Raw genomic sequence first — 18,841 nt, 5'->3', positions numbered from 1 at the left:
AAGGACATTACATTTTTATATTACTAAGTTATTTGAAATTATAATATATCTTACTCTATTGTGTATTACATAATAGAATAAATCTAAATAAAAAAAGAGCATATAAAACTAAAAATAGTTTTTATACGCTCTTAAACAATTTATTATATTATTTTCCAGCTTTCATAGCTCTGATTTTTAATGGTAAAGTAAATAAATTAATAAATCCTTCTGCATCTTTGTGGTCATAAAGTTCACTATTTCCAAAAGAAGATATTCCTTCATCATAAAGAGCATTTTCAGTAAATATTCCAGCAGGTTTTATATTACCTTTATAAAGTTTAACTTTTACTGTTCCTGTAACATTGTCTTGAGTTTGCTCCATAAATGCATCTATAGATTCTCTTAACTTACAATACCATAATCCATTGTAAATAAGTTCTCCATATTTATAAGATACCATTTGTTTAAAATGTAATGTATCCTTGTCTAGAGTAGCACTTTCTAAAATATTATGTGCTTCATAAAGAATTGTTCCTCCTGGAGTCTCATATATACCTCTTGATTTCATACCAACAAGTCTATTTTCAACTATATCTATAACACCAATTCCATGTTTACAACCTAATTCATTTAATTTATGAATTAATGCAACTGGAGGTAATTCTTCACCATTTACCTTTTTAGGCACACCCTTTTCAAAGTAAACTTCTACATATTCAGCCACATCACATGCATCTTCTGGGTCTACACATTGTTTGTAGACATCTTTCTTATGTTCATTTTGTAAATGCTCTATATCTCCACCTTCAGTTGATACATGCCAAAGGTTAGCATCTACTGAATATATTTTAGTTTTAGTTGCTGTTACCTTTATATTGTGTTTTTCAGCATAATCTATAGCGTCTTCTCTTGATTTTATATCCCACATTCTCCAAGGTGCAATAACTTTTATAGTTGGGTCAAGAGCTGCAATTGTAGCTTCAAATCTAACTTGGTCATTACCTTTTCCTGTGCATCCATGACATATATATTTTGCACCTTCTTTATGAGCAACTTCAACTAGTTTTTTAGCTATTATAGGTCTTGCTAAAGAAGTTCCTAATAAATATTTCCCTTCATATTTAGCTTCTGCTTTTATAGCCTTAAATATAGTTTCAGTTACAAATTCTTCACTTATATCATCCACATATGCCTTTGATGCTCCACTTTGTAAAGCTTTTTCATAAACATCTTCCATTTTATCTTCTTGACCTACATTTCCACAAACAGCTATAACATCTATGTCTTCATAATTTTCCTTTAACCAAGGTATTATTATTGATGTATCAAGACCTCCTGAATATGCTAATACTACTTTTTCCTTCATTTTCAATTCCTCCCAATTTAAATTATGATTTTTATTTTTTATTTAATAGAAATTCTTAATATTGAATGATTTTGAGAATTTAAGTTCACTTAAAATCATTTTAATACTAAAAAAACCTCTCAGTATTTTAAAATACTAAGAGGCGAAATATCCGCGGTACCACTCTTATTGATAAACTTAGCTAATCAATTAGCAAATGTTCAACATACTATATAAACATTAGTAATTAAATATATTAAAAAACGCCTCTTGGAAAAACCAAGAGACGAAATATATCCGCGTTACCACTCTAATTGATAAGATAAACTTATCCACTCTTTCTCTTAAGGCGAGATTACCTACTAACATACTAAATTCAATTAGCATCCTCCAAAGTTCTTTTCACCAATACTCATTTGCTAAGCTTCCACCATCCTTAGCTCTCTATAAAACGCATAGAAGTTACTCTCTTTCTCACAGGATTTAAATATAAACTTTTTCATAACTCTCTTATAAAATATATAATAGTTTATTTTTCCATTTATGTCAACTATATAATTTATTTTATTTTTATTTCAAGAATATTTTCTATAGAATTAACTAATATCTTACTTTCCAAAGACATAACCCTTTAGCTGGTGCCGTATCTGATGATTGGCTTCTATCCTTCGATTCAAGCATATACTTAATATCTTGTGGAGCTTTTCTTTTAAGACCTACATCTATCAAAGCACCCACTATTATTCTTACCATGTTATACAAAAATCCATTTCCTTCTATGTATATTTCTATAACATTATCATCTTCTTTTATATTTATTGAATAAATTTCTCTTATATTTGATTTTTTCTTAGACTTAGAAGAAGCAAAACTAGTAAAATCGTGTTCTCCTATTAAATATTCACTTGCTTTTATCATTCTATCTAAATCTAATTTTTTACTTATATGAGTAGCATATCTTCTTATAAAAGGATTATGATATTTGTTATTGTCAATTTTATACATATAAGTCTTTGATTTTACATTATATCTTGAGTGAAATCTTTCATCAGCTTCTTCAACAGTTTTTACAACTATATCTTCTGGCAAATATTCATATAAGTATTTTTGAATTTTGTCCACTGAATCCATACAATTTGTTCTAAAATTTATCACTTGCCCTCTAGCATGAGCTCCCATATCAGTTCTTCCAGAACCAATTATCTCAACTGTTTCATTAGTCATTTTACTTAAGACAGTTTCAAGTTTTTCTTGTATAGTCATATTATTGTCACCTAATTTTTGGTATCCTTTATATCTTGAACCATCATATGCTACTATCATTTTTATGTTTCTCATATTAATCCTCTTTCTAAGAATTTATGCTTGTTTAGCAAATTTATTTTTTATATTAAAAGTTATTTTTGTTCCAACATTCTTTTCACTTTCTATTTTCATTCTTCCACCATGAAGCTTTACAATTTCATTACTAATTGCTAAGCCTAGTCCACTACCAGCTTTATTATAATCTTCTTGGAAGAACTTATCTAATACTTTATTTAGATTTTGCTTTTCTATACCTGAGCCGTTATCTTCAACTGATATGGTCGTTATATCTTCATTTTGAGAAACTACAACTTTTATGTAACCACCTTGACTAGTAAATTTAAATGAATTCTGTATTAAATTTATAAGAACTTGTCTTAATCGGTTCTTATCACCTTGAATGTTCTCTATAAACTCATTTTCAAATTCAAACAAAAGTGCTATATCTTTTTCAGCAGCTTTAACTTTAAGTTGATTTACAACACCTACGACTAAGCCTTCAACATCAACTATATCAACATGAAGTTTTATCCTATCTGAAGAAAGTCTTGAAAAGTCTAATAACTCTTCCACAAGTTTTATAAGCCTTTCTGTTTCATCTTGTATAATACCCAGACCTAAATCTAACTCTTCTCTTGTTATACTTTCATAACCTAAGGTTTCACTCCATCCCTTTATAGATGTAAGGGGAGTCCTTAGTTCATGTGATACAGAAGATATAAATTCTTCTTTTAATTTTTCACTCTTATCAATCTCATGTGCCATATGTTCAAATGTCTGTGCCAAATCACCAATCTCATCATCTACAATTTTCATGTTTTCTAATTTTATATTATAATTTCCTACAGCTAATTCATTTGCAAATTTCTTTAATTCTCGTAATGGTTTTATAAGAGTCTCAGCAAATTTAAGACTTATTAATATAGCTATTATAAGTATAAATATTCCAGCTAATATAAGCCATGTAGCTTGTTTTAATATCGCATTATCAATAGCATCTAATGAAACTGTATATCTAACAACACCTTCTATTATATTATTTACCTTAAGTGGCAGAGAGATACTCATAACATGTTCTCCTGTATCTGGTATTCTATAAGTATATGGTGTTAAGTTTTTGGTCTTTATATCTTTTAGTGCATTATTGACATCTTCATAATTTGCTTTTTCTTTACTCTTAAAACCATATTGGTCTAATATAATATTTTTATCCTTATCTATTATTGAAATTCCAAATTCTGAGTTCTTAGTTAATGGTTGTTTATCAAATATGTTTTTTACTTTTTTCTCAAAGCTTGTAGTTTCCATTGTAATAGCATTATATTCATCAGCATATTTTATTTCAGATTCAAGTAGTTGTTTGACAGAATCATAGTAGTAGTTTTGTATATAAAACATGAACAATCCTTCAAACAGAGTAACCATTATAATAATTATTATAAAGTAGTTTTTTATTACTTTCTTTCTCAGACCTTCAAAATGTAACACTATTATTCTTCCTTTCTAAAACAGTATCCATAACCCCAAATAGTTTGTATATATTTTGGCTTTGATGGGTCATCCTCTATTTTATTTCTTATCCTTCTTATATTTACATCTACTATTTTAAAATCATACAAGTAATTAGTTCCCCAAACTTCATCTAATATTTGGTCTCTACTTAATGACTGCTTGGCATTTGATATCAGATATTTCACTATTGAAAACTCAGTTGGAGTAAGCTCAATTTCTTTTCCATTTTTAAATAACTTTCTTTTATCTATATCAAGTATAAATGGAGGAGAAACTATCTCACTTGACTTAACATTTGAATCATCCTTTGCTACTCTTCTAAGAAGAGCTGAAACCCTAACTAAAAGCTCCTTTATACTAAATGGTTTTATGATGTAATCATCTGCTCCTGAAATAAATCCTTCTATTTTATCATCCTCTTGGGCTTTAGCAGTAAGCATTATTATGCCTACTTGGTCAAAGTTTTCCCTTATAAATTTACATACCTCTATTCCACTTATATCTGGAAGCATCACATCTAAAAGAGCTATTGTAATATCACTTTCTGTTGTCATTTTTTCTATAGCTTCTCTTCCAGTACCTGCCTCAACTATCTCATAACCTTCTCTTTTTAAGTTTATACTAACAAAACTTCTAATACCAATTTCATCTTCTAGTATAAGTATCTTTTCCTTCATAAAATAAAACCTCCAATTGAGTATAATATTAACCATATATTAATGAGAAATATTCTTTTAATGCGTCTATAGTAATATCTAGCTTATCCATTCCATTTGCATCATTTATAACTAGCAAGAAAGTATATTCATCACTCTCTTGAAGTACGATAGAATTTTGAGTATTTGGATTTTTTCTATCTTCAAGTTTATTTTTACTCTCTACTACTATATTAAACAAATTCTTACGGTCTGAATAGTCAAAATAATAAAATTTAAATACTGCTTTTTCTCCAACAAATTCTTGTTCAACAAGAATTTTATCAAATAAATTATTTGGAATAAATAATTTAAAATTATATTTATAATTATAGTATATCTGACTTGTAAATATTAAGCTTGAACTGGCATCTTCTTTTCCATTCCATCTATACCAACTTATATTTGCAGATGCTTTAGAGCTATAAGTGTTTCTATTGTTACCTGCTACTATAGGTATTTCTATAATCTTATCTTTGTCAATATCATCTACAGGTATGTAATAAGATTTAGTGATAGTTTTATCATAATCACTAAAAGCCTTTTTAATTTTTCCATCTTTCATATAAAGTATCTGTGTAATATAGTTATTATCTTTTAATATAGGAATATCAAGTACAACTCCTTTTATGGCAGCAGAGGAATTTCCAATAGATGAAGCAACATTACCTAAAGTTATATATAGTTCACTCAAATTTTTCACATTTTCAAACTTAACATAATCCTTAATTTTCATACTCCCATCAAAGTTCGCAACACTTGCAAACATTTCATTAGTCTTATTATTTAAATGAAGCATCAATATGTCTAATTTGTCATCTCCATCTATATATCCAATTTTCACTTTCATATCATTAAAATCTTCTTTATTTGGAAGCCATGACGCATCCAAGTCATACTCCTTTGTTATTTCATTATCTTTTACTTTATATATATGCATATTAGTTTTGTCCTTGGATTTAATCAATAAAACGACTTCTTTATATCCATCTGAATCCAAATCATAAAAATTGGCATATTCTATTGACTCACCATTTTCTAGAAAATGGTCACCAAGTACGTATTTTTCTCCATTATAGCTTAAAGTTACAAACCCTACCTGAGTTACATTATTACTTAAATCTTCTTTTTGCTCAAATACTACTAACTCATCAACTCCATCACCATTTAAATCCACTTTATTTATTTTTCCTACTTCTTTTGCATTAGAAGGCAATATCATAGATGAGTCTGGTTTTAATAACTGGTCAATACCATCATACAATACTTTTTTTGTATCATCATAGTCAGGTATCTTTGCTAATTGTTCTGGAGACTCAGTTTTAATATTACATCCAGTAACAAATATCATCATTAGGGCTACTACAGTAATAAGTTTTAACACTTTCATTTAACTCCTCCTAATCCTATTAATCTTGAAATTTGCTCACAAAAATCTCCTCACAATAATTAGACGTTTCAAGTCGTCATAATGTTTTACTTATTTTAATAAAAATTTATATTTTTTATCCATAAATAATGTAAAAGCTATTTATTGTTTCTAGGAGGTTTAGGACCTGGATATTGGAAAAAGTTGGTTTTTAACATACCATTATACAACTTTCTTTTTTTAGCTGCTTTTTGTCCAAACTCATATTCAAAATCTTCATAAGATGTTATCAAATAATACGACCAATTTTTTAATTTTCTAAATGCATAACCAAGCTCCTTATACAATTGTTTGACACTATCTTTGTCTTCCAATCTTTCTCCATAAGGAGGATTAGTAATTATAAATCCAAACTCATCCTCACTTTTGAATTGAGTCGCATCTCCTATGTTAAATTCTATATATTCATCTACACCTGCTATTTCAGCATTTTCTCTAGCTATATCTATACATTCTTCATCTATATCATATCCATAAATCTTAAATTTAGATTCATTATCTATCTTATTAAAAGCATCTTTTCTTACATCCCACCATATTTTTTTATCAAGAGTTCTCCATTTTTCTGATATAAATTCTCTATTTAAACCAGGTGCCATATTTATACCTATCATAGCTGCTTCAATCAATATAGTACCAGAACCACACATAGGGTCCACTAAAACTCTACCTGCTTTCCATGGTGTTAAATAAATAAGCCCAGAAGCTAAAGTCTCTCTTATTGGAGCTTTATTTGCTTTTTCTCTATATCCTCTCTTGTGCAAAGCATCTCCTGTTGTATCTATAGAAATAGTTACCTTGTCTTTGTGTATAAATACAAATATAGGGTATTTCTCTTTATCTTCTTTAAGCAAACCATCTTCCAAGTAACTTTTCTTTAAACTTTCTACTATAGCTTTTTTTACTATGGCTTGTACATCTGGTGTACTGTGTAATTTTGATTTTATAGAAGAAGCTTTTGATATAGGAAATTGAGCTCCATAAGGTATATATCGAGACCAATTTATCCTTTTCGTATTTTCAAATAATTCATCAAAACTTTTTGCCTCAAATTCAGCAATTTTAAGATGAACTCTTTCAGCACATCTTAACCACATATTTGATTTTGCTATTCCAAACTCATCAGTTTTATATGTTATTCTTCCATCTTCTGTTTTTATTATTTCATATCCTAAATTAGTAATTTCTCTAGCCAGCATTTTTTCCATTCCAAAAAAACATGGCGATATTAATGTATAACTTTTCATAAAACCTCCTGTTTCCTATGTTAATTACAAAATTTATTTATTTTTTAAATAATCTACATATTTAAATTCATACTTCCCATTTTATACCCTGACATATCTAGTGTAACATATTTAAAGCCAAATATTTTTAATTTAGTATCAACTTTGCTAAAATTGTTATTTTCAAAAAATTTACCTAACTCTTCTTGACCAACTTCTATTCTAGCTATATCTCCATGCATTCTCACTCTAAATTGAGAAAAACCTAAATCAGATAAGTATTCTTCACTCTTTTCCACTATTCTTAGTTTTTCGTCTGTTATTTGAACTCCATAAGGAATTCTACTTGCAAGACATGCAAATGATGGTTTATTGAAAGTACCTAATCCTAGTTTTTTTGAAAGTGACCTAATTTCATCTTTTTTCAAACTACTCTCCTTTAATGGACTAATTACTCCTAACTCACTCAATGCTTTAAGACCAGGTCTATAATCTCCTAAGTCATCTATATTTGTTCCATCTACTATGTACTTTATATTATGTTCTTTTGCTATCTCTTTTATTTTAGAAAATATATACTTCTTACAATGGTAACATCTATCCGCACCGTTTTCTTTAAACTCTTTTAAGTCAAAGTTTTCTATATTTAATATGATATGTTTAACACCAAAATTTTTAGTATATTCTTTAGCTTCTTCAATCTCTCTACTTGAATGCATCATTGCATGTATAGTTACAGCTATAACATTTTCTCCTAATGTATCCTTTGCTACCTTAAGTAAAAAATTACTATCTACTCCACCAGAATAAGCAACTACAACACTTCCTAATTCAAGTAGTATTTCTTTTAATTTTTCTAATTTTTCTTCTTCCTTCATAAAATCCACCTCCATATCTAGAAAAATATGAACTATAAAACGATATATTATTTTTTACATTCTTAATGATTATAACATATAAAGTATTTATTTTATAAACTAGAATTATCTTTAAACACATTAATTGTAATATCAAATAATTTTTAAAATCTGTATAATTTAAACATATTACTGTAATACACTGTATATAAAAAATAAAATAGTGTAATATAGTAATATGTTTAAAAGCCATGAAGTGTAAATAGCTCATCCTCATGGCCGAATTCACGAGTTTATTTTAACATAATTGTTTTTCCATAAGTTATAATTGTAAATCACAAAAAAGATACTATCATATGAATTTTCTAAAACTTTTAATTTAATACTTATAACTCACATGTATTTGCCTTAATCCCACCAAAAAAGCCATATTGTGGAGCGTTGTAATACTTCTTTAAGAACTTTTAATGTTTCATATCCTTGTACAATAATATCTTCACAATATAGAACTAATTCAATACACAAATCATCAAATTTTTTATTATCTTCAATTGGATTTTTTGCAGAATATTGAACTGTATCACATCCAATTGCAATTGGGAATGCTCCGTATTTTTCATACCAATATTTTGCAACAGCTACATGTTCTTCATCACTAGGACAATCATTAAATCCACCAATTGGTATATATGCAAATACTTCATATGGTTTAATTGTTGGAACTTTGGCTATGTAAACTTCGTTATTTTCTTGAAATATATCTATATTTGTAATTGGGCTGAAATTTTTATAATCATAAAAAGTGTCCTCAGAACCCATTAATTCTGTTAGCAATTCTGGAATCTCACACTTTCTAGAATCGAAGAATTCATTTACATCAATTTCATTACATTTTTCTAAGCAATATTTTCTATAGTTTTCAAGAGAACCATACTCTTTATTAATCATATCTATATTTTCTCTTAATAATCCTACTTTTTCATCAATAACTATAATTGGTGTATATCCATTTTCTTTTCCATCTTCTCTCATTTTTTCAAATAAATCATCAATATCAATATCATTGTTCACAGGAACACATTCAAAACCATATAAATCTTCAATACTCATACTTATCTCCTATTCTTTTTAGATTTAATTCTTTTGAAAGTTTTCTTTTTTTGTTGTCAAGTTTTTAAATACTATTATTATTTGTAAAATTATAAGTATAGATACAGTTTATAAAATATACTTATATAAGACAAAGGTTAATTTTATTTTTTTGTATAAATAAGATGTTTTTTATGACAATTCCCTTATATAAATATAATAGCATAAAACACATGTTCATGGTTAATAATAAGTGATTTTGTAATAATTCGTTATATATTATACTATTTTAAGTAAAATAAATGATATTCTTTGTATAAGAAATAATATGTTTATTGATATGAAGTTTTTTGGATTTAAATTTGTTAAGAATAATATTTTAATATTAGCAGATATACTCAAAAGAATAAATCTTGTTGTAATACTTAGATTCTAAATGTAGTCTTCTAAAATCCCATATAAAATTGCAGGAATCAATAAATTGAAATCAGAACTTAGATTTAATAATATATTTATATAGAACCTTACATAGTTCTTCTATTCTATAGAATCTAATAACTAGATAGATATATTTGCTAATTTATATATAAAAACCAGAGTTGATGTATAAATTTATAGGTGTATCAATTATTTTAATCAATACACCTACATACTTCTAATCTTCTTTTAATAAAGTACTTTTCCAAACATCTTCTTTGAAACCCAACAGTACATTTTCACCATCAAAAAGCAACGGTCTTTTAATAAGCATTCCATCGCTCACTAATATTTCTAAAAGCTTATCATCAGATTCAGTCTTTACAATATCTTTAAGACCTAATTCTCTATATTTCATACCACTTGTATTAAAAAACTTCTTTATATCATATCCACTAATCTTGTAAATTGACTCCAATTCGTCTTTACTCGGAGGATTCTGAACCATGTCTATATCTTCAAATTCTAAATCATTTTCTTTAAGCCAATTTTTTGCTTTTCTAACGGTAGAACACTTTGTATATCCATATAATTTAATCATTGTGTTAAAAATCCTTTCTAATTTTTTATTTTTATACCCATAATTTGTATATTATAACCAATTTATATCACAATCATTCTAAGCTTTCAACATAAAAAATTATTCTATTTTAAAATGACCATTAAATTATATTAGATATTTAAATTATTCTTTTATAATATATTAAACCTACTCAATCACTCAATATTAGATTAAATTTTCAAATAAAAAAAAGGGCATAGTGTATTTATTCTACTTAGCCCCTATTTATATTATAAATGTTCCTATAACTTCCATTTATAAAGTATTAAACAATTTTTTCTTTGATTTGAACATTTTCTACTATACCATCTTTTATACTTATAATCTTATCTGCAACATTATTTGAGAAAACAACATCATGTGTAATTATTAGTATAGTCATGCCTTTATCTTTAAGTCTGTTCATTATATTGACTACCCTTTGAATAGTATCTATATCTAGTGCAGAAGTAGGTTCATCGAAACAAAGAACCTTTGGCATTAGTGCACATGACCTAGCTATTGCAACTCTCTGCTGTTGCCCTCCTGACAATTCAAATGGATAAGAGTTTAATTTATCTTCTAAATCAACTAATCTTAAAAGTTCTCTAGCCCTCTCCTCAGCCTCTTTTCTAGGAACTTTAAAAACATTAACTGGAGACTCAATTATATTTTCAAGAACTGTCATATGAGGAAATAAATTAAAGTTCTGGAAAACCATTCCTATCTTGCCTCTTATTTTTGACATATCTTTCTTGTTTTTTATTATCTCATTATCTATTATAATCTCTCCACTATCAAATTCTTCAAGACCATTTATACATCTCAATATTGTAGTTTTTCCTGCACCAGATTTGCCAAGTAAAACTCCAATCTGACCTTCTTCTAACTCAAAAGAAATATCTTTTAGTACTTTATTTTTTTTAAATGATTTATTTAAGTTTCTGATTTTCAACATATAAAAAACCTCCTCCTATAATATTGTAACTTTATCTATAATAAGAATATTTTTTTTCAAGTAATTCAAATCCCTTAGTAAGTATAGCTACAAATATAAGATATATTGCTCCTGCCTCAAATAGTGGTAATAAACTTGCTTCTCTGTTCATTGCTATTTGAGATATCCTTAAAATATCATTTAATCCTAATATATATACTAAAGATGTATCTTTTACTAATGTGATTACTTCATTTGAAATAGGTGCTAGTATTCTTTTAAAAACCTGTGGAAAGATTATTCTCTTGTACATTGTAAATTTATCAAATCCTAGTACTTTCGAAGCTTCATATTGTCCTCTATCGATTGACTGTATTCCACCTCTAAATATTTCTGCAAAATATGCTGCATAATTTAAGAAGAAAGCTACTATTCCAGCTGTAAATCTGTCAAATACAATTCCTAAAAGAGGTAAGCCATAAAATATGACTATCATTTGTAAAAGTAAAGGTGTCCCTCTCATTATTAATATATAACATTGTGTAATACCACTTATTAATTTATTTTTTGATAATCTTAAAAATGCAACTGCAATTCCCAATGGAATTGATACTATCAATGTTATACAAAACATTGCTATAACTATCTCTAACCCTTGTAACATGCCTTTAGTGCCCCCTTCTTAACAGCTAATCTATCTTTTACTTAAACCATTTATCATAAATTTTGTCAAAAGCTCCATCTTTTTTCATTTCTTTTAATGTTTCATTTATTTTCTTACAAAGTTCTGGATTTTCTTTAGAAGTAGCTACAACATAGTCTTCTAATCCAAAGTCTTCTTTTAATACTTTATATTTATCTTCACCTTTTTGACCCATATAGTATCTAATTAAAACTTCATCACCAACAACTGCACTAGTTCTACCTATCTCTAAATCTCTAAGTGCTTTATCATAAGTATCATAAAGAACTGGTGCTCCACCTTTTAAGCTATTCATAAAATCTTTATCCTTTTCTACTGCATCAAGTGCTGTTGAACCTTGTTGAGTCCCAACTTCTTTATCTTTTAAATCTGCTTTTGAATTTGCTTTTGAATCACTTAAAGTAACTATTATCTGTTTATTTTGTAAATATGGTTCTGTATATGATACTATTTTCTTTCTTTCATCTGTTATAGAATACCCATTCCATAATACATCTACAGTTTTTGAGTCATTTAATTCAGTTTCTTTCATTGACCAATCTATTGGTTGGAACTTAACTTCCATTCCAAGTCTCTTAAATGTTTCTTTAGCTAAATCTACGTCAAATCCTACAGTATCTCCCTTTTCATCCAAGAATCCCATTGGAACAAATGTATTATCAAACCCTACAATTACTTCTTTTTTTGCTTCTTTTGAAGCATCTTTGCCCTTTTCATCATCCGATTTTGAACAACCTGCCATTCCACTTACTAAACCTAACATAATTGTAAATATTCCTAATTTTTTTAATATATTTTTCATAATATTCTCCCTCGTCTTTTAAATTTTTAAATATTTTGATTATTTTTTAAAAAGTATATCTGTTGCAATATAATTCTCTGCGCGCTTAAAAAATTATATAAAAAAAACTCCCGTCTCTAGCTTCTGCTAGAGGACGGGAGTTGACTCTCGTGGTTCCACCTCTGTTCATTAATGCCTCACGACACTAACCTCTTTAAGTACAATAAAATAATTATACTCTAGCACTATAACGGGTGCAAGGATTCCGGAAAGCTCCTAATAAAGTATCTTTACTCTTTCAGAGTTCTGCTCAAAGATGTGTTCAAAGTAAAATCTATTGCTCCTCTCACCAATCGGAAACTCTCTGTTTAAGATTAACTACTTTTACTATTTCTTTTCTTAGCATTTAATGTTGTTTTGAATTGTTATTATGATATTGATTTTATAGCATAAGGCAATATCTGTCAATATATATTTTAAAATAAATATAAAAATCTAATTCCAAGGAACAACTTCTACTTCACCATAACATCTTTCTACTAATCTATTGGAATACTCACCTCTATATCCCAAAATAAAGAGTAAAACAAGCTCAATATATCTCGTTCCTATTGAGATTATATTCCAAATATCTTCAACTTCTAACACAGCTCTATGAGTTCTCCTGCTCGGATGAACTATACTATTCCTTAAATAAATCACTAAATCTACCCCATCATCAAACTTGTTTTTTATTGTATTGTCAAATATATTTAATTCATATTTTCCATATGGTATTTTGCATATATCAAGTAATAGCCTTATATTTCTAGATGCTAAATTACAATCAAAAGCTTCATCTGTAAGTATTTTATTTTGCTCCACTAGAATTACATATGATAGAGTTTCAAGTGCAATTTGTACAGATATTATATTATTTTCCATAGTAACACTTCCAAGAGATTCTATATACCAGTCAATAACACTTTTTATAGCAGAACCATAATAAAAATCTTCTAATCTTTTACACATAAGACTTATATATTTTTCCATATTATGATAATTTGAAAGTGTATCAGACCATGTTGGCACATATCTAAAGGGAGATATCTGATTTTCATTCCATATTCTATAGACTTCATTTTCACTTCTATATCCTTTGGCTAAACAAAATCCAACATATCTTCCACACATAAAACTCAACGCTGTTGATATTCTATCTAAAAGATTTATTGTATTGTTTGTTCTAAAAATTCTACCATCTTTTCTTCTAACTCTGCCTATATGAGTTATTATTGCTCCAGATTTAGATCTTAAGTCTGATTTAAGCTCTTTTCTATAATCATATCTTTTGTCTATAGTTACAACGTAATCATTTATATCAAATTCGATTCTACCTGCATATACTTTATCATTATATTTAATGAGTTTTCCAGGTATTTTATCTAGATTTATTATATTAAAATCTACATACTCAACATAAGAATTTTTAGATTTTATACAGTCATCATTGATATATCCTTCTACATTAACATCACTTAGAGTATTTATTGTTATAGAAATAATTTTATAACCGTGAACTTCAAGAATAGCATTGTCATAATCCAAAACTAAATTTTCATCTTCATTTTCTATTTCTTCAATACAACCTATCTCTGCCTTAAAACTTATAGCTATTGGAGGTGTCATTTTATAATAAATTTTCCCATTACATCTATACTTTTTATCCAAGTATATGCAAAACCGACCTTCATAGATACTAATATCTTCATTGATACCATAGCTTAAATACTCTGATGTTATAGCATCATCAATTGCTTTCATTTTTATTCCCACCTTTGCTTTTGTATAATAACATAGGGATTGTAGTTATTTTTTATTTAGTAAAACTCAATCTATTATATAATTTAGTATATTATTTTTATTACTTATGTATCTTAATAATTTTCTATAAAAATAGCATTATTTTAGTATCATCGTTTATTTAATACATTATGTATTTTCTTTAAATTTAATTATTCCAAAACTTATATTACTTACTTGCAATTTCTACAGTTTATTACATCCTTCCTTGTAATTATAGCATAGTTTTATAATTTCATATTATCTATTTATTACCTTAGTTTTTATTCCTTTAGATATTATCACCACTATATATGTATTGTCAAAGAAAACATTTAATTTCTGAACCTCCCATGACTAAAGTCACAGGGTTCCTACTTCATAGAATTTTGCATACTAAAATATGTCTTACTAATTCTCCACAGGCTATCCCCGTAGTTCCTACGGTTCTTACATACGTTATCTATTTTAAACTGTTATTAGTCTTAATCCTTCTTTTAGTATATTTATACTTGCATTTATATCTCTATCGTGAGTTTCATTACAACAAGGACAAATCCATTCTCTTATACTTAAATTCTTCATTTCCTCGTTTTTGTATCCACATTTATTGCATATTTGTGAACTTGCAAAGAATTTACCTACTTTTACAATTTGTCTACCATACCAATTAGCTTTATATTCTAATTGACGAATAAATTCTGACCATGACACATCAGAAATAGAAAGAGATAGTTTACTATTTCTAGTCATATTCTTTACTTGTAAATCCTCTATGCAAATAATATAATTCTCTCGTATTAATTTAGTAGATAGTTTTTGTAGAAAATCCTTCCTTTGATTAGCTATATGTTCTTGAAGTCTTGCAACTTTTAACCTTGCTTTATTTCTATTTAAACTACCAATTGTTTTTCTTGATAATTCTCTTTGTAATTTAGCAAGTTTGTTTAATGACTTTTGAAGATACTTAGGATTTTCTATAAATTGTCCACAACTTGAGATACAAAACTCTTTAATTCCTAAATCTAAACCTATCTGATTATTAGTATTTTCAAATGCTTCAATATCTATATCAGTACAACATAATGATACATAATATTTACCACTTGGTTCTTTGGATACAGTAGCATTAAGTATTCTCCCTTGAGGTACTTGTTTATCCCTTACTTTAACCATACCAAGTTTAGGTAATTTTATATATTGACTAAAGTACATAATATTTCCATTTGTAAAGTTAGTTCTATATGAAAATCTATTAGTTTTCTTTGATTTAAATTTAGGAAATCCTGCATTTTCTTTAAAGAATTTTTTATATGCGTTTTCTAAATCTTTTAAAGTGTTTTGTAGTGAAAATTTTTCAGGTTCTTTAAGCCACTTTAATTCTCTTTTTAAATTGGTCAAATCAGAACTGCACTGTTTATAAGTAAAAGTTTCTTTATCATTTTCATAAACTTCTATTTTTTTAGCAAGATACTTATTATATACAAATCTACAACATCCAAAAGTTTTGTTAATTAACTCTTGCTGTTTTTTATTTGGATACATTCTAAACTTATATGCTTTTTCCACTACTATCACCTCACTTTAATTGTTTTTTATGATTATTAATATACATATCCGAGTAACTTCTATTTTTCATCACCCATTATAATATTAACAAACGTAATTATTTAAAACAATTATTTGGAAGGTTTTTATATTTATTTTTAAATAACATATGTAAGAACCGTAAGTCCTAACTTTTATCATTTTTGAGGTTGTCGTTCACATAAGTTCGCTACTACCTATGCAGTTCTCTTATGAACTTCTTACACTTTCATGCAAGCACAGACTATATCTTATCCTTCGGCATTATCCGTTAAGGTCTACCCACTTCCACTACCAATAGCTTGTAGTGTACTTCCCTCAAGAGGAATAGTCGTTGAAGTTTCTCCTATTTGGAGCTTACCTGCTGATTGCCCATTTTAAAGTACTTAGGGTTTAACCTTATACCATCTAACCAATTTTTTCTACTTTCGTAACTTTCACACTTAGGTTTATTTCATCCTTATGTTTTAGTTTGGTTAGCTTTAGGGGTTTCCAGCAATTCAAGTAGTATTGGATAGGTTCTATCCTATCTCTACATATAAGTTTCCCTATATGCTGACTACTTTAGCTACTAATTCATGACTAAAGTCACAAGTGTGCGTAGCTATTTTTTAATCAAATATCTTATAACATATTACATACATCCTCATATGCAATCTATTTACTTAAGAAACTAATACTCTTATCCTTCTCTAAATAGTATTTTAAATAAAAATAGCAGTTTTAATTTATTATTTCAAAACTGCCATCAAACTGTAAATATTCTATTTTGATGTATAAAATGTCATTATTATATTAATAGACTTTTAATAATCTCAAGCCTTAATATTAGATAAGACCTCTCTTATATCCTTTTCCACTAATGGTTTCATATTATTATTATAAATACTTGTATCTGCATTACTTAATTCCATTTGTATACGATGTATAAGATTCTTTTTATACTTTGTAATCTTAGGTAATGACTTAATAAACATTCTTGATACAGAGGGTTTTTTATCTACGATGTGACTTAAAATACAATTTATATTCATTTCAATTTTATTATCAATATCCCATTGAGCATTCGCAGCTATTAATAGCAATCCTCTTGAACGAATATATGAGCTTCTATCATCAGTCATCTCTAAGAATGAGTCAAAAAAACAATATGTAATATTTGATTTCAGACTTTCATTTTCTAAAAACAAAAAAGTTTTATATGCTTCATTATGATTTTTTGAATATAATTTATTAATAAGTAAATTTATATTTTCCAATCTTCTCATCTCCCTCATGACAAACATCTATTAAAAATAAGTATAACACATCCAAAAATAGATATAAACAAGCATCTATATTAAATAAAAATCTAAGATTATTTTAAAGTCACTTAATTTTTATTTCCAAGCAATAACTATAAAATCATTATAAACCTATTAATTTAGATGTCTATAAAAAGAAGCTATCAAATAATCTATACTTGATAGCTTCTCTTTCTTATAATTCTTTTTTTAAAGTTTCCTTTAGATTATCATATGCGAAATCCATTATTTCTCTACATGCAACTAAATCTTTTTTTAAATCTATACATAATTCTGAACCATACTCTTTTCTTACTGTTGTAGTCAAATCCTTAGCATAAACTTTAGCTTTAGTAGTTTCATCTTCATGGTTTCTACCTTTTACATATCCAATTATTATATTTGAGGCATTTACTGCACCACATAAACTAGCAACTCCACAACCTGAACCTAGTCCACTTCCTAGACAAACTGGTATGTCTGTATTAAATTCCTCATTATATGCTTTTATAACTGATTCCGCACAATTAAATCCTTTTTCATGATATTTTGATGCTATAACTTTATTACACATTAAAATTCCTCCTCATCTTTGTAAATTAGAATATATTTTTTACTATTTTTGTAAAAAACACTTCTTTTTACCATTATTATATCAAAGATTAACAATAAAAACATTTTTTTCTAGATTATATATTTTTTTCTAAGTTTAACAATATCTCTTTTAAATCAGAATGATTTCCCATATATCCACCAATATTATTTTTGCCAACTACTCTATGACAAGGTATTATTATTGGAATTTTATTGCTTTTACTTGCTTGTCCTATTGCTCTTACAGATTTAGGATTGTTTATATTTTGTGCTATATCTGAATAATACAATGTCTCCCCATATGGTATTTTTAACATTTCTCTGTAAACCGATTTTTGGAATTCAGTCCCTTCAATTCGAATATCTAAATCAAATACTTTTCTTTTTCCCTTAAAGTAATCGTCTATCTGATTTATGGCTTCTTTTAAATCTTCCTTACTTCTTTTTATGTCAATTCCTTTTTTGATATATTCATCTTTTACTTTGTTAAAGTTCTCATCTCCTATATCTATACTAACTATAAAACCATCTTCACTCAATATGTACAAATTTCCTATTTCTGATTGATAAACATCATATACTAGATTCATATAACTTCCCCCCTTTACACTAGTATACATATAATTTTTTAACTAATAAAGAGTTACCCTAAAAATAGGATAACTCTTTATTTATAA

The 18,841-nt window shown here is 27.2% G+C and carries 17 protein-coding genes and 2 other annotated features; all 17 genes read right to left on the bottom strand.

Annotation, left to right across the window (positions count from 1 at the left end; all coding sequences use genetic code 11):
• Window positions 1-148: 148 nt before the first annotated feature.
• On the bottom strand, window positions 149-1,348 hold the full coding sequence (locus ACTG45_RS09365; protein WP_479918685.1) for an argininosuccinate synthase: 1,200 nt from the start codon (window positions 1,346-1,348) through the stop codon (window positions 149-151).
• A gap of 258 nt (window positions 1,349-1,606) precedes the next feature.
• Window positions 1,607-1,814, bottom strand: a binding site (T-box leader).
• A gap of 113 nt (window positions 1,815-1,927) precedes the next feature.
• Window positions 1,928-2,665, bottom strand: a complete 738-nt coding sequence (gene truA / locus ACTG45_RS09360; RefSeq protein WP_021384584.1) for a tRNA pseudouridine(38-40) synthase TruA — start codon at window positions 2,663-2,665, stop codon at window positions 1,928-1,930.
• A 21-nt stretch (window positions 2,666-2,686) separates the two neighbouring features.
• Window positions 2,687-4,120 carry a cell wall metabolism sensor histidine kinase WalK gene (walK, locus tag ACTG45_RS09355; RefSeq protein WP_021384580.1) on the bottom strand — a complete coding sequence of 478 codons (1,434 nt, stop codon included), beginning with the start codon at window positions 4,118-4,120 and terminating at the stop codon, window positions 2,687-2,689.
• Between the two features lie 2 nt (window positions 4,121-4,122).
• Complete coding sequence (gene walR / locus ACTG45_RS09350) at window positions 4,123-4,821, bottom strand: cell wall metabolism DNA-binding response regulator WalR (protein WP_021384573.1); 699 nt, start codon at window positions 4,819-4,821, stop codon at window positions 4,123-4,125.
• Window positions 4,822-4,849: 28 nt separating this feature from the next.
• Complete coding sequence (locus ACTG45_RS09345) at window positions 4,850-6,229, bottom strand: hypothetical protein (protein WP_021384577.1); 1,380 nt, start codon at window positions 6,227-6,229, stop codon at window positions 4,850-4,852.
• A gap of 137 nt (window positions 6,230-6,366) precedes the next feature.
• A complete protein-coding gene (locus ACTG45_RS09340; protein ID WP_021384593.1) occupies window positions 6,367-7,515 on the bottom strand; it encodes a THUMP domain-containing class I SAM-dependent RNA methyltransferase in 1,149 nt (382 codons plus the stop codon).
• A 53-nt stretch (window positions 7,516-7,568) separates the two neighbouring features.
• Window positions 7,569-8,372 carry an ATP-dependent sacrificial sulfur transferase LarE gene (gene larE, locus ACTG45_RS09335; RefSeq protein WP_021384585.1) on the bottom strand — a complete coding sequence of 268 codons (804 nt, stop codon included), beginning with the start codon at window positions 8,370-8,372 and terminating at the stop codon, window positions 7,569-7,571.
• A gap of 387 nt (window positions 8,373-8,759) precedes the next feature.
• On the bottom strand, window positions 8,760-9,461 hold the full coding sequence (locus ACTG45_RS09330) for a DUF4253 domain-containing protein (protein WP_021384578.1): 702 nt from the start codon (window positions 9,459-9,461) through the stop codon (window positions 8,760-8,762).
• Between the two features lie 634 nt (window positions 9,462-10,095).
• Entirely contained in the window at window positions 10,096-10,458 is a 363-nt protein-coding gene (locus tag ACTG45_RS09325) for an arsenate reductase family protein (protein ID WP_021384572.1), read from the bottom strand.
• Window positions 10,459-10,744: 286 nt separating this feature from the next.
• Window positions 10,745-11,416, bottom strand: a complete 672-nt coding sequence (locus ACTG45_RS09320) for an amino acid ABC transporter ATP-binding protein (protein ID WP_021384575.1) — start codon at window positions 11,414-11,416, stop codon at window positions 10,745-10,747.
• A 31-nt stretch (window positions 11,417-11,447) separates the two neighbouring features.
• Window positions 11,448-12,059, bottom strand: a complete 612-nt coding sequence (locus ACTG45_RS09315; RefSeq protein ID WP_021384590.1) for an amino acid ABC transporter permease — start codon at window positions 12,057-12,059, stop codon at window positions 11,448-11,450.
• A gap of 37 nt (window positions 12,060-12,096) precedes the next feature.
• Window positions 12,097-12,900 carry an amino acid ABC transporter substrate-binding protein gene (locus ACTG45_RS09310; protein ID WP_479920207.1) on the bottom strand — a complete coding sequence of 268 codons (804 nt, stop codon included), beginning with the start codon at window positions 12,898-12,900 and terminating at the stop codon, window positions 12,097-12,099.
• 126 nt (window positions 12,901-13,026) lie between these two features.
• Window positions 13,027-13,289: a binding site (T-box leader), on the bottom strand.
• Between the two features lie 85 nt (window positions 13,290-13,374).
• Window positions 13,375-14,682, bottom strand: a complete 1,308-nt coding sequence (locus ACTG45_RS09305) for a YopA family protein (RefSeq protein WP_479920206.1) — start codon at window positions 14,680-14,682, stop codon at window positions 13,375-13,377.
• A 486-nt stretch (window positions 14,683-15,168) separates the two neighbouring features.
• Window positions 15,169-16,278 carry an IS200/IS605 family element RNA-guided endonuclease TnpB gene (gene tnpB, locus ACTG45_RS09300; protein WP_479920205.1) on the bottom strand — a complete coding sequence of 370 codons (1,110 nt, stop codon included), beginning with the start codon at window positions 16,276-16,278 and terminating at the stop codon, window positions 15,169-15,171.
• An 824-nt stretch (window positions 16,279-17,102) separates the two neighbouring features.
• Window positions 17,103-17,546 carry a hypothetical protein gene (locus ACTG45_RS09295; protein WP_021384520.1) on the bottom strand — a complete coding sequence of 148 codons (444 nt, stop codon included), beginning with the start codon at window positions 17,544-17,546 and terminating at the stop codon, window positions 17,103-17,105.
• Between the two features lie 220 nt (window positions 17,547-17,766).
• Window positions 17,767-18,144 carry a C-GCAxxG-C-C family (seleno)protein gene (locus ACTG45_RS09290; protein WP_021384548.1) on the bottom strand — a complete coding sequence of 126 codons (378 nt, stop codon included), beginning with the start codon at window positions 18,142-18,144 and terminating at the stop codon, window positions 17,767-17,769.
• A 115-nt stretch (window positions 18,145-18,259) separates the two neighbouring features.
• A complete protein-coding gene (locus ACTG45_RS09285) occupies window positions 18,260-18,754 on the bottom strand; it encodes a methylated-DNA--[protein]-cysteine S-methyltransferase (protein ID WP_021384502.1) in 495 nt (164 codons plus the stop codon).
• Between the last annotated feature and the right edge of the window lie 87 nt (window positions 18,755-18,841).

It is taken from the genome of Clostridioides sp. LIBA-7602, from assembly GCF_056688945.1.
Note: the sequence above shows the minus strand (reverse complement) of the source record. Positions and strands in the feature narration are given on the sequence as shown.

Bases quoted from the DNA above. Each gene is read 5' to 3' on its own strand.
- ACTG45_RS09365 (WP_479918685.1), bottom strand. From the start codon at position 1,348: ATGAAGGAAAAAGTAGTATTAGCATATTCAGGAGGTCTTGATACATCA.
- truA (WP_021384584.1), bottom strand. From the start codon at position 2,665: ATGAGAAACATAAAAATGATAGTAGCATATGATGGTTCAAGATATAAA.
- walR (WP_021384573.1), bottom strand. From the start codon at position 4,821: ATGAAGGAAAAGATACTTATACTAGAAGATGAAATTGGTATTAGAAGT.
- ACTG45_RS09345 (WP_021384577.1), bottom strand. From the start codon at position 6,229: ATGAAAGTGTTAAAACTTATTACTGTAGTAGCCCTAATGATGATATTT.
- ACTG45_RS09340 (WP_021384593.1), bottom strand. From the start codon at position 7,515: ATGAAAAGTTATACATTAATATCGCCATGTTTTTTTGGAATGGAAAAA.
- larE (WP_021384585.1), bottom strand. From the start codon at position 8,372: ATGAAGGAAGAAGAAAAATTAGAAAAATTAAAAGAAATACTACTTGAA.
- ACTG45_RS09330 (WP_021384578.1), bottom strand. From the start codon at position 9,461: ATGAGTATTGAAGATTTATATGGTTTTGAATGTGTTCCTGTGAACAAT.
- ACTG45_RS09325 (WP_021384572.1), bottom strand. From the start codon at position 10,458: ATGATTAAATTATATGGATATACAAAGTGTTCTACCGTTAGAAAAGCA.
- ACTG45_RS09320 (WP_021384575.1), bottom strand. From the start codon at position 11,416: ATGTTGAAAATCAGAAACTTAAATAAATCATTTAAAAAAAATAAAGTA.
- ACTG45_RS09315 (WP_021384590.1), bottom strand. From the start codon at position 12,059: ATGTTACAAGGGTTAGAGATAGTTATAGCAATGTTTTGTATAACATTG.
- ACTG45_RS09310 (WP_479920207.1), bottom strand. From the start codon at position 12,900: ATGAAAAATATATTAAAAAAATTAGGAATATTTACAATTATGTTAGGT.
- ACTG45_RS09305 (WP_479920206.1), bottom strand. From the start codon at position 14,682: ATGAAAGCAATTGATGATGCTATAACATCAGAGTATTTAAGCTATGGT.
- ACTG45_RS09290 (WP_021384548.1), bottom strand. From the start codon at position 18,144: ATGTGTAATAAAGTTATAGCATCAAAATATCATGAAAAAGGATTTAAT.
- ACTG45_RS09285 (WP_021384502.1), bottom strand. From the start codon at position 18,754: ATGAATCTAGTATATGATGTTTATCAATCAGAAATAGGAAATTTGTAC.